This window comes from Kitasatospora sp. NPDC091257 (assembly GCF_044757675.1).
Taxonomy (GTDB): domain Bacteria; phylum Actinomycetota; class Actinomycetes; order Streptomycetales; family Streptomycetaceae; genus Kitasatospora; species Kitasatospora lactacystinica.
This window is the reverse complement of sequence record NZ_JBIVVI010000119.1, coordinates 1-12,001: the sequence shown is the minus strand read 5'-3', so window position 1 is coordinate 12,001 and position 12,001 is coordinate 1. Positions and strand designations below refer to the sequence as shown.

Annotated in this window: 1 protein-coding gene; it reads right to left on the bottom strand. The window is 76.1% G+C overall.

What is annotated here, in order from left to right; all coding sequences use genetic code 11:
* Positions 1-11,939: MupA/Atu3671 family FMN-dependent luciferase-like monooxygenase (locus ACIQOV_RS08340; RefSeq protein ID WP_401046311.1), on the bottom strand; the 11,939-nt coding region annotated here is incomplete at its 3' end.
* Between the last annotated feature and the right edge of the window lie 62 nt (positions 11,940-12,001).

Sequence of the window (12,001 nt, the reverse complement as noted above, 5' to 3'; positions counted from 1 at the left end):
ATCTCCAGGATGCACCCCCGACGCCGTACGAACGTCGGAACGGCCCCGCCGCGGAGCTTCCGCGGCGGGGCCGTTCTCGTGTCGTCAGGGGCGGTGGCGGTGAGCACCGTCGGGACGGTCAGGCCGAGCTCCGCCGGGGCGTCGTCCGTGGTGGTGAGCAGGACGACCGGCGCGCTGTCCTCGACGATCAGCCGGCAGCGCTCGGGGCCCTGCAGCACGTCGACGGGTACGTGGACGGCGCCGAGGCGCAGGATGGCCAGCAGCGCGGCCACCAGGTCGACCGAGCGGGGCAGCAGGACGCCCACCCGGCTGCCCTCGCGGACGCCGGCCGCCAGCAGCCGGCCGGCCAGGTCGTCCGCCCGGGCCAGCAGCGTCCGGTAGTCCGTCCCGGTGCCGTCGGCGGCGACCACCGCGGTCTGCTCGGGCCGGCCTGCCGCGGTCGCGGCGATGGTGGCCAGCGGGTGCTCGGGTTCCCGGACGGCCGGGGGGCCGCACTCCAGGGCGGTGTCGGCCTCGGTGGCGGACACGGCGGTGAGTTCGACGAGGGGGCGCTCCGGGTCGGAGACCGCGGCGGTGAGCAGCCGCTCGAAGGCGCCGAGCAGCCGGTCGACGGTGGCCCGGTCGAAGAGGGTCTCGGCGTACTCGACGTGGCAGCGGATGCCGTCGGGCAGGCTGGTCAGGAAGAGCGTCAGGTCGAAGGCGGAGCGGTCCGCGACGTGGTCCAGCGGACGGGCCGTCACCCCGGGCAGGTCCAGTTCGAAGACCATGTGGTTCTCGAACTCGACCATGACCTGGAACAGCGGGTTGCGGCTGGTGTCGCGCTGCGGGTTCAGCTCCTGCACCAGTACCTCGAAGGGCAGCTGCTGGTGCTCGTAGGCGTCCAGCGCGGTGGAGCGGACCCGGCCGAGCGCCTCGGCGAAGGCCGGCTCGCCGGAGAGGTCCAGGCGCAGCGCCAGGGTGTTGACGAAGAACCCGACCAGGTCCTCGGTGCCGTCGGCCCGGTTGGCCACCGGGGTGCCCAGCACGATCTCGTCCTGGCCGGCGTACCGCTGCAGGACGCCGGCGAAGCCGGTCAGCAGCACCATGAACAGAGTGGAGCGCTTGGACCGGGCCAACTCCCGCAGGCCGTCCGCGAGTTCGGCGGGCAGGTGGTGGACGAAGGAGCGGCCCCGGCCGACCGGCACCGCCGGGCGCGGCCGGTCGGTGGGCAGGGACAGCACCGGCAGCTCACCGCCGCCGAACACCTTGCGCCAGTGGGCGAGGCTCTCCTCGTACTCGCCGGCGGCCACCCGGGCCCGCTCGCGGGCGGCCTCGGTGGCCGGGCCGGTGGTGAGCACCGGGAGCCGGGCGGCCCGGTCCTCCCGGGCGGCCAGGTAGAGCTCGCCCAGCTCGCGGGTGATCACCACGGTGGACAGGGTGTCGATCACGATGTGGTGCATCGAGAGGACCAGAACGTGCCGGTCGGCGTCCCGCTCCAGCAGCAGGGCCCGGAACAGCGGGCCCTCGGCGAGGTCGAAGCGGTGGGCGCCCTCGGCGGCGACCAGGTCGGCCACCGGGTCCGGGCTGCCGCCGTCGGCCGTGATCCGCCGCAGCACCGGGCCGGCGGGCGGCGCCAGCACCTGCTGGAACGGTTCGCCGTCCTGCTCCCGGAAGACGGTGCGCAGCGCGACGTGGCGTTCGACCAGCCGGCGCAGCGCGGCGTCCAGGGCCCGCGGGTCGAGCGGGCCGTCCAGGGCGATCGCCTTGACCTCGTTGTACTGCCCGCCGTCGGGCAGCATCCGGTGCAGGAACCACATCCGCTGCTGGGCGTAGGACAGCGGCGCGCCGCGCAGGGTGTCCCGGCGCAGGACGTCGAGCTGGGGCAGGCCGGCCGCCACCAGGTCGGGGGAGAGCCCGAAGTCCACGAAGGCGGCGATCTCGTCGGCGCCGGCCGCCCGCAGCTCGGACAGCACCCCCTGGACGCTCTCCGGGGTGCCGATCAGCGCGCGGGAGGCGCAGTAGCGCTCGTACGCGCGCTCCAGCACGTACTCCAGGTCGTCATCACGGGCGCTCTCGTAGTCCAGGGTCAGGCCCAGGCTGTTGGCCATCTGCCCGAACAGCGAGAGCGAGGAGCGCAGGTAGTTGCAGAACGGCCGGTAGGCCTGCTCGCGGGCGGTGGCCAGGTCGGTGCCCAGGTAGGTGTGGACCAGCACGACCACCCGGCCGGCCTCCGGGTCGAGCCCGTGCTCGGCCCGGGTGCGCCGGTAGACCTCGATGTTCTCGGCCAGCTGGGAGATGTCCTGGGTCATCAGGTTGGTGATGACGCCGAGGTCGTGCCGGGCGGCCTCGCGGAAGCTGTCCGGGTTGCCCACGATCGCGGTGAACATGGGCGGCAGGTCCTGCAGGGGGCGCGGGTGCAGGGTCACCTCGATCGGCTCGCCGTTGCCGTTGCGGCCCTGGTACGGCTCGCCGCGCCACAGTGCCCGGACGGTGTCGACCTGCCGGTGCATCAGCTCCTTGTGGCCGCCGTAGTTCTCGGGGAAGAACAGGAAGTCGTTGGGGTGCCAGCCGCTGGCGCAGCCCAGGCCGACCCGGCCGCCGGACAGGTTGTCGACCACCGACCACTCCTCGGCCACCCGCACCGGGTGGTGCAGCGGCAGCACGGCGCAGCCCGCGTTCAGCCGGATCCGGCTGGTCTCCCGGGCGAGGGCGGCGGCCAGCACCGAGGGGTTGGGGAAGATGCCGCCGAAGGAGTGGAAGTGGCGCTCCGGCAGCCAGACCGAGTGGAAGTCGTGCCGGTCGGCGAAGCGGGCGCTCTCCAGGACGATGCGGTACTTCTCGTCCTCCGGGGAGTCCAGCGGGTAGTCGCCGAAGAAGTAGAGGCTGAAGTCCACCGGCCGCTGCGGGTCGCTGACCGGCTGGTACGGGATCGGCTCCGCCCGGCCGCGCACGGTCTCGGCGGGGACGGCGAGTTCGGCGGCCGGCCGGGGGGCCGGCAGGCGGACGCCGGGCGAGGCCGGGAAGAAGCCGCCGCGCCGCAGGTCGCGCAGCGACTCGCGGACCGCGTCGATCACGAACTCCAGGTCGCCGTCGGTGTGGGCGGTGGAGAGGAAGAAGTTGCGCCACTCCCACACGTAGACCCCGCGGGTCAGCAGGTGCGGGAAGAGCAGCTCCATGTCGGCCCGGGGCTCGAAGCGGAAGAGCGAGCCGAAGTGGGCCAGGCGCAGCGGGAACTCCTCCTCCTCGAAGAAGCCGTTCAGGGTGGCCGCCAGCTCGTCGGTGCGGGCGTTCAGCCGCTCCTGGAGGCCGGGGCCGGCCGCCTTGAGGTGGCGCAGCACCGCGCCCGCGGCGGTCATCGCCAGCGGGTGCTGGATGTAGGTGCCGCCGAAGAAGGTGGTGTCCTTGGGCGGGTAGCTGTCGTCCCCGTAGTCCCAGTGGCCGCCGTCGATCCCGTCCATGATGTCGGCCCGCCCGGCGATCGCGCCGATCGGGTAGCCGCCGCCCAGCACCTTGCCGTAGGTGGACATGTCGGGGGTGACGCCCCAGAAGCCCTCGGCGCCGCGCAGGTGGGGCCGGAAGCCGGTGAGCATCTGGTCGAAGACCAGCACGATGCCGAGCCGGGTGGTCAGTTCGCGCAGCGAGCGGACGAAGTCGGCGGGCTGGCGGCCGGGGTGGCGGCTCTGCACCGGTTCGACCAGGACGGCGGCGATCCGGTCGCCGTGCTCCTCGATGACCTTGAGGCTCTCCGGGTCGCCGTACCGCAGCACCAGCAGGTCGGCGACCGCGCTGCCGGGGATGCCGATGGAGACCGGGACGGTCTCCCGGTCGGCGCCGCGGCCCAGCGTCCGGCCCAGGGTCTGGTCGGAGTGGCCGTGGTAGGAGCCCTCGAACATGACGATCTTGTCCCGGCCGGTGTGCGCGCGGGCCAGCCGGATCGCCCCGGCGTTCGCCTCGGTGCCGGAGTTGGCGAAGGCGACCCTCTCGGTGCCGGTCAGCTCGGCCAGCAGCTCGGCGGCCTCGCCGGTCTCCGGACCGCGCGGGCCCAGCCGCAGGCCCGAGGACAGGTGCTCGCGGACGGCCTCGGAGACGAACTCCGGGTCGTGGCCGAAGAGCAGGACGCCGAAGCCCATGGTGATGTCGACGTACGCGTTGCCGTCGACGTCCTCCAGCCGGGAGCCCCGGGCCCGCCGGGCGGCGAGCGGGTAGAGCATCTCCTTGGTGCCGGAGCGGAAGCCGACCACGGCACGGCTGTCCGCCAGGGTGCGGCGGTGACGGCGGGTGATCGCCTTGGAGGCGGTGGTGCGGGCGGTGAAGCGGGCGACCAGCTCGTCCACGTGGGCGCGCTGCTGGTCGGTCAGGCCGCCGGAGGCCATGCCGGACTCGCGGGAGACGGTCACCCGGGGGCCGTGCACCTGCGGGGCGGGCGCCTCGGCGGCGGGTGCGGCGGGCGCTGCGGCGGGTGCCTCGGCGGCGGGTGCGGGTGCGGGTGCGGGGGCGACGGCGGGCGTCGGGACCGGGGCGGTGACGGGTACGGCCGCCGCCGGGGGCAGGGCCGCGGGCACGGGCGCCGCGGGGAGCGCGGGCGCGCCGCCGGCCAGCAGGCCGAGCTGGTCGCGCATCAGGTCGGAGAACTGGCCGAGGAGCGCGAGCTGGCGCTCGATCAGGCCGGTGCCGTCGGTCACCGGCCGCAGTGCGGTGGGCACCGCCTGCGGGACGGTGGGCGCGACGGGCACGGGCTGGGGAACCGGCACCGCGGCCGGGGCCTGGACGGGCGGTGCCTGGACGGGCGGGGCCGGGTGGACGGCGGGTGCGCCCTGGGCCACCGGGGCGGCCTGGACGGCAACGGGAGCGGCAGCGGGAACGGCGGCCGGAGCGGGCACCGCAGCCGTGGCGGCCGCCGGAACGGGCGCGGGCTCGGGCTCCGCCACGGGCTCCGGCTCGGCGGCCGGCAGCAGCGTGGCCAGCACCGCCGGCTCCAGCCGGGAGGCGATCAGCCCGGCCAGCCGGGCCGGGGTGTCGGCCGCCTCGAAGAGTTCGCGCATCGACACCCGGACCCGGAACGCGCGCTCCAGGTCGCGGATCATGTTGATCATCGAGAGCGAGTCGGCGCCCAGGTCGAAGAACGGCTCGTCCGTCCCGACCGAGGCCTCGTCGTAGCCGAGCTGGCGGGCCGTCTGCTCGACGACCCGGCGCAGGACGGCCTGCTCGGCGAACTCCTCGGGGCTCGGCGTCGGTGCGGCGGCCGGCGTCGCGGCCGGTGCGCTCTGCTGGGGTGGGTCCTGGCGCATGGCGGGGTCCTCGGTGGTGGGCCGGGCAGGGGCGGTGAACCAGTGGCGGCGGCGTTGGAAGACGGTGGTGGGCAGCGGGACGCGGCGGGCAGGCCCGTCCGGCCAGTCCCGGGCGGCGGCGAAGCGGGCCCAGTCGAGCGGGACGCCGTGCGACCACAGCGCGGCCGCGGCGGCGTCGAACTGCTGCTCCGGCGAGGCGCCGCGCCGGCCGCCGGCGACGAAGTGGCGGTGCGGCAGCTCCCGGCGGCCCATGCCGGTCAGCGTCGGGTGCGGGCCGAGCTCCAGGAACAGCTCGTGGTCCAGTCCGTCCAGCGCGGCGAGCACCTGGTCGAACCGGGCGGTCTCCCGGGTCTGCCGCAGGAAGTACTCGGGCGTCGGGACGGTCCCGGGGGCCAGCACCTCGCCGCCGAGGTTGCTGACCAGCGGGACGGCCAGCGGCCGCAGGCGCAGCCGGGCCAGCTGGTCGCGGAACGGGTCGAGCATCGGGTCGAGCAGGCGGGAGTGGAACGCCCGGTCGGTGGCCAGGCGTTCGGTGGTCACCCCGTCGGCGGCCAGCACGGCCTCGGCGGCGGCGATCTCGCGCGGCGGGCCGGCCAGCACGCACTGGCCCTTGCCGTTGACCACGGCCAAGTCCACCCCGGGCAGCCAGTCGCCGAGCCCGGCCAGCCGGTCCGGGCCGGCCGAGACCACCGTCATGGCGCCCGGTTCGGTCAGCCGGTGCATCAGCCGGCCGCGCAGCGCCGTCAGGAACATCCCGTCGGCCAGGTCGAGCGCGCCGGCCGCGTGGAAGGCCGCGTACTCCCCGGCGCTGTGCCCGGCGACCGCGGCGGGACGCACGCCGAGCTCCTGCCAGAGCCGCAGGTAGGCCGCTTGGAGGGCGAACAGCGCGGGCTGCGCCGCCTCGGTGGTCCAGGTGTCCTCGGTGCCCTGCGCGGCGGGGTCGAGCAGCAGCGGCAGCAGCGGCTCGTCCCAGGCCGCGCGGTGCAGCCGGTCGCACTCCTCCAGGACGGCGCGGAAGACCGGGAACGCGGCGTGCAGTTCGGCGGCCATGCCCCGGTACTGGGATCCCTGGCCGGTGAAGAGCAGCACCGGCCGGACCTCGCCGCGCCCGGTCTCGCGGTGGGCCGCGCCGGCGGTGGGCCGGCCCGCCAGGAAGGCGTCCAGGCCCTTGCGCAGGGCGGCCGGGTCGGGGCCGGTGACGGCCAGCCGGTGGCGCAGCGCGCGCCGGCCGGCGCCGAGGGTGAGCGGCAGGTCGCCGGGTGCCAGGGCGGGTTCGGCGTCCAGCCGGTCGCGGAGCAGTCCGGCCAGCTCGGTGAGGCCCTGGGCGGTGCGGGCCGACAGCGGCAGCACGGTCGGGGCCGGCCGCGGCGCGGGCACCGCGGCGGTGGCCGGGGCCTGCTCCAGCACCAGGTGGGCGTTGGTGCCGCCGACGCCCAGGGCGCTGACCCCGGCCCGGCGCGGGGTGGGGCCGTCCGGCCAGTCCCGGCGCTCGGCGGCGAGCCGGAACGGGCTGCCGGCCAGCTCCAGCGCGGGGTTGGGGCTGGTGAAGTTCACCAGCGGCGGGACGGTGCCGTGCCGCAGCACCAGCAGCGCCTTGATCAGGCCCGCCATTCCGGCGCAGGTGTCCAGGTGGCCGATGTTGGGCTTGACCGAGCCGAGCGAGCAGAACCCGGCGGCCTCGGTCCGGGACCGGAACGCCTGGGCCAGCGCCCGGAACTCGATCGGGTCGCCGAGCGGGGTGCCGGTGCCGTGGGCCTCGATGTAGCCGATGCTCTCGGCCGGTACGCCCGCGAGGTCCAGGGCCCGGCCGACCACGGCCGCCTGCCCGTCCACGCTGGGCGCGGTGTAGCCGACCTTCCGGCCGCCGTCGTTGTTGACGGCGGAGCCGAGGATCACCCCGTGCACGGTGTCGCCGTCGGCGAGCGCCCGGTCGAGGCGCTTGAGCAGGACGGCGGCGACGCCGTTGCCGCCGACCGTGCCGCCCGCGTCGGCGTCGAAGGCCCGGCACGCGCCGTCGGGGGAGAGGATCGACCCCTCCTCGTAGCGGTAGCCGGCGGCCTGCGGGATGTGCAGGGCGGCGGCCCCGGCGAGGGCCAGCTCGCAGTCGCCCGCCAGCAGGGACTGCACGGCCAGGTGCACCGCGACCAGCGAGGTGGAGCAGGCCGTCTGCACGCCGATCGCCGGACCGGTGAGGCCCAGCCGGTAGGCGACCCGGGTGGCGGCGAAGTCCGCCTGGTTGCCGATCGCGGTCTGCAGGGCGGCCACCGGTTCGGCCGGGTCGGCGGTGGCGGCCAGGGTGTGCTGGTAGTAGTTGCGCAGCGCGTACAGGGTCATCCCGGTTCCGGCGAAGACCCCGACCCGGCGCTCCGGGTCCGGTGCGTCGTAGCCGCCGTCCTCCAGGGCCTGGCGGCAGATCTCCAGCAGCAGGCGCTGCTGCGGGTCCATCAGCGCGGCCTCGGTGCCGCTGATGCCGAACGCCTCGGCGTCGAAATGGTCGACGTCGGTGAGCGCCCCGGTGACCGGGACGAAGTCGGGGTGGCGGTACTCCTCCGGGCGCAGTCCGGCGGCGGCCAGCTCGTCCTCGGTGAACCGGGTGGTGCTCCGGACGCCCTCGACGATGTTCCGCCAGTACTGCTCGGGGGTGTCGGCGCCCGGCAGGCGCAGCGCCAGGCCGACGATCGCCACCCGGCGGTCGTCGCCCGGACCGGCGTCGGTGCCGGCGGCGGGGGAGCGGAGCGGAGCGGTGGGTGCGGCCGGTTCGGCGGCCAGGTGCTCGATCAGGGCGTCCACGGTGGGGTGGCGGAACAGCTCGGTGGGCGCCGGGGGCGTGGGCAGCACGGCGCTGAGCGCGCCGTGCACCCGCATCAACTGGAGGGAGCCGATGCCGAGTTCGGCGAGCGGGCGGCCCGGGTCCAGCGGGGTGTCCAGGACGGACTCGAAGGCGTCCAGGACGAGTCGGCGCAGCCCGGACGGTGCGGTCCGGCCGGTGCCCGGGACGGGCTGTGCGGCGGGCCGGCCGTCCGCTGCCGCGGTGCCCGGTGCCGTGGTGGACGGTGCCGTGGTGGACGGTGTCGTGGTGCCCGGTGCCGGGGCGGCGGCGGTCACCGGGCGGGGCGCGGTGGCGCGCAGCCGGCGCCGGGCGGCGGGGGAGCTCGGGTCCGGACCGGCGTACCGGTGACCCGGGGCGCCGGCCAGCAGCAGGGCGGCCAGTCGGCGCCCGTGGGCGGCGCTCAGCACGGCGATGCCCCGACCGGTGGCGGCCTGCTCGTTCTCCGTGTCGCGGTTCATGCCGACCCCGCGCCACAGGCCCCAGGAGATCGTCCAGGCCGGGGTGCCGCTCTCGCGGCGCAGCCGCTCGACGGTGCTCTCCAGGTAGCGGTTGGCGGCGGCGTAGCCGGTGGAGCCGACCGCCTCCTGGAGGCCGATCATCGAGGAGAAGGCGACGAACTGTGCTCCGGGCCGTTCCTTGAGCAGCTCGATGAGGTGGTCGGTGCCCTCGGCCTTGGTCCGGACGGCCTCCCGCCAGCCCTCGGTGCCGGTGTCGGCGAGGAGCGCGAGCCGGTAGCCGCCGGCCAGGTGGAGCACGCCGTCCAGCGGCGCCTGCCATTCCCGTTCGGCCTCGGCGACGACCTCCGCCACCTGCTGACGGTTCGTCACATCGGCCTGGCGGTAGCCGACCTGACCGCCCTGGGCGGCGAGTCGGCGCAGTGCGGCCCGGCGTTCGGCTGCCTCGGCGGTCGGGGCGTCCAGGTCGCTGCGGCCGACGATCAGCAGCCGGGAGCCGTACTCGCGCAGCAGCCCGGGCAGCAGCTCGGCGGCGATCCCGCCGAGGCCGCCGGTGACGAGGTAGCGGGCGCCGGGGGTGAGCAGCGAGCAGCCCGCCCCGGACGGCGCGGAGGCGGCCTCGACCGTTTCCAGCCGGGGGACCCAGGGGCGGCCGGCGCGCCAGGCGGATTCGGGTTCGGGCCGGGGATCGGTGAGCAGGGCGAGCAGGGCGCCGGCCTGTTCCGCGGCCGGTGCCTCGCGCGGCAGGTCGAGGTGCCGGGCGGCGGGCACCAGTTGTTCGGCCCGCGCCCCGGCGGTCAGCGCCGCGGTCAACGCGGCCGCGGGACTGGGGAGTTCTCCGGGGAGTACGGCGTGCAGCCCGGCGCTGACCGAGACCAGCTCGCGGAGCGGCGGCCGGGCCGGGAGCGCCCGGAGCAGGGCGAGCAGTGCCTCGTCCGGCCGGGCCGGTCCGTCGGCCGTCGCGCTCCAGAGGTAGACCAGCCGGTCGGCCGTCCGGTCCCCGAGGGCCCGCAGCCAGTCCTCGGGGTCGGTGGTCGGCGGCCGGTCCACCACCAGGGCGTTCGGCAGGGCGGTGGCCAGGGCCTCGGTGAGGGTGCCGGGGCCGGACGGGCCGAGCAGCAGGATCGTTTCGTCCGCCAGCGGAGCGGCCACGGCCCGCGGAACCGGGCGGGGCTCCCAGCCGAGCCGCCGCACGCAGTCCGGCAGCGTCCGGGAGTTGGCCTCGGCCAGGTCCAGCGCCACGACGTGGTCGTCGAGTTCGCCGTCCAGCAGCCGGCGACGCAGCGCGGTGCGCTGGATCTTGCCGCTGGTGGTGCGGGGGAACTCGGCCGCCGGGACGGGGAGCACCAGGGCGGGCGCGGGCTGTCGGCGGGCCGCCAGCAGCTGCCGCACCTCGGCGGCGACGGGCGGCGCGGGGGCCTGCGGGTCGCTCTGGACGTAGGCGATCACCAGCTGCTCGGTGCCGGTGCGTTCGTCCGGCACCCCGAAGGCCGCGACGTGTCCGGAGCGCACCCCCGCCACGGAGGCCACCACGTCCTCCAGCTCGTGGCAGAAGTAGTGCACGCCGTTGACGATGATGATCTCCTTGCGACGGCCGGTGAGCACCACCTCGCCGTCGGTCAGGAAGGCGAGGTCCCCGGTGTCGAACCAGTCGTCGCCGACGAAGGCCTCCTGGTTGGCGGCCGGGTTGTTCAGGTACCCCGGCGTCACCCGGCCGGAGCGGACCTGGAGCCGGCCGACCCAGTGCTCGGGCAGCGCCCGCCCGTTGTCGTCGGTGACCCGCATCCGGGTGCCGGGCGCGGGCCGTCCCATGCTGAGGAAGCCGGTGCCGCGCTCCGCCGAGTCCGGGTCGGCGGGCTCCAGCCGGCCGCTGAGCGAGTCGGTGCGCACCAGCCGGCGGGAACCGTCCTCGTGGTAGCGCTTGTAGGTGATCACCGTGCAGGTCTCGGCCATGCCCCAGCCCAGCAGCAGGTGCTCGGGGCGGACGCCGAACGGGGCGGTGGCGGCCAGGAACTCGTCCAGCACCGCCTCGGTGCACTGCTCGCCGGCGTTGATCAGCGACTTGACCGCGGACAGGTCCCAGTGGCGTCCGGGCCCGGCGGCCCGGACGGCCTCGGCGACCAGCCGGTAGCCGAAGTTGGGCGACCAGGAGTGCGCGCCCCGGTAGCGCTCCAGCGCGTCCAGCCAGACCAGCGGGTCGGCGAGGACGAGTTCGGTGGGCACCTGCACCTGGTCGGCGGCCAGCACCACGTCGCGCAGGTGGAACATCAGCAGTCCGGCGACGTGGTCCAGGGGCAGCCAGTTGACCGTGGTGTCGGCCGGATCGCAGCCGTTCGCGACGGCTCCGGCGGTGTACTCCAGGATGCCGCGGTGGGTGATCTGCACCGCCTTGGACCGCCCGGTGCTGCCGGAGGACAGCTGGAGGATCGCGACGTCGCCGGGGGCGGGGGCGTGTTCGGCGGCCGCCGGCCGGTCGCCGTCGACGGGCCGGTCGACGGCGATCACCCGCAGGCCCGGCGCCGGGTACAGCTCCCCGAGCCGCTCCAGGCCGGCCACCGCCGGCCCGCAGGCGAGCACCGGCGGCTCCTCCAGGGTCTGCCAGGCGTGCCAGAGCTTCTCCAGGACGGGGTTGCGCTCGTGGTAGTCCGGCGGGCGTGCCACCGTCACCGGCTGCACCCCGCCCAGCAGGCAGGCCCACAGGGTGGGGAAGTAGAGCTCCGGGTCCGGGACCTGGAGGATCACCCGGTCCCCGGCCCGCACTCCGGCGGAGGCCAGGGCGGTGAGGATCTCGCGCGATCGGGCCAGGAGTTGACGGTAGGTCAGCCGGGTCGCCTCGCCGCCCGCCCGGACCAGGTGCAGCCCCCGGTCGGGGTGCAGCTCGGCGGCGCGCAGCAGCGCCTCGGGCAGCGTCCGGGGCGCGTCCGGCGCGGGTGCGTGCAGCGGGGCGCCGACGGCCTCCGTCCCGGGGCCCGCGGGCGTGGCCGCCGGCTCCGTCGGGGCGGTGCCGGCCGTCGCCGACCCCTCCCCGAACGGCCGCCAGCGGTCGGTGAGTTCACGCAGGTGGCGCAGGGCGGGGCCGGGTGCGGCCGGCGCCCGGGTGAGCGCCGCGGCCAGGGCGGCGGCGTCGGGTTCGCCCTCGGGGGTGCGGACGATGCCGTCCAGGAGGTGCACCTCGGCGCTCGGGTCGGCGTCCAGCAGCGCCGCGGCGGCCCGGCGGCGCAGGGCCTCGGGATCGCCGTCGACGGCGGGCACCAGGTAGGCCCGCAGGCCTGGGCGGCCGTTCCCGTGCTCGACGGGCAGCAGCGCGCAGTCGGCGATCTCGGGGCGCAGCAGCAGTCGGGCTTCCAGGGTTCGCAGCCGGCCGTGGTCGGGACCGGTGGGGCTCATGACGTTCGGCACCTTTCGGATCGGTGCCGGGGCGCGGGTGTGGGCCGCCCCGGGTCGGGGAG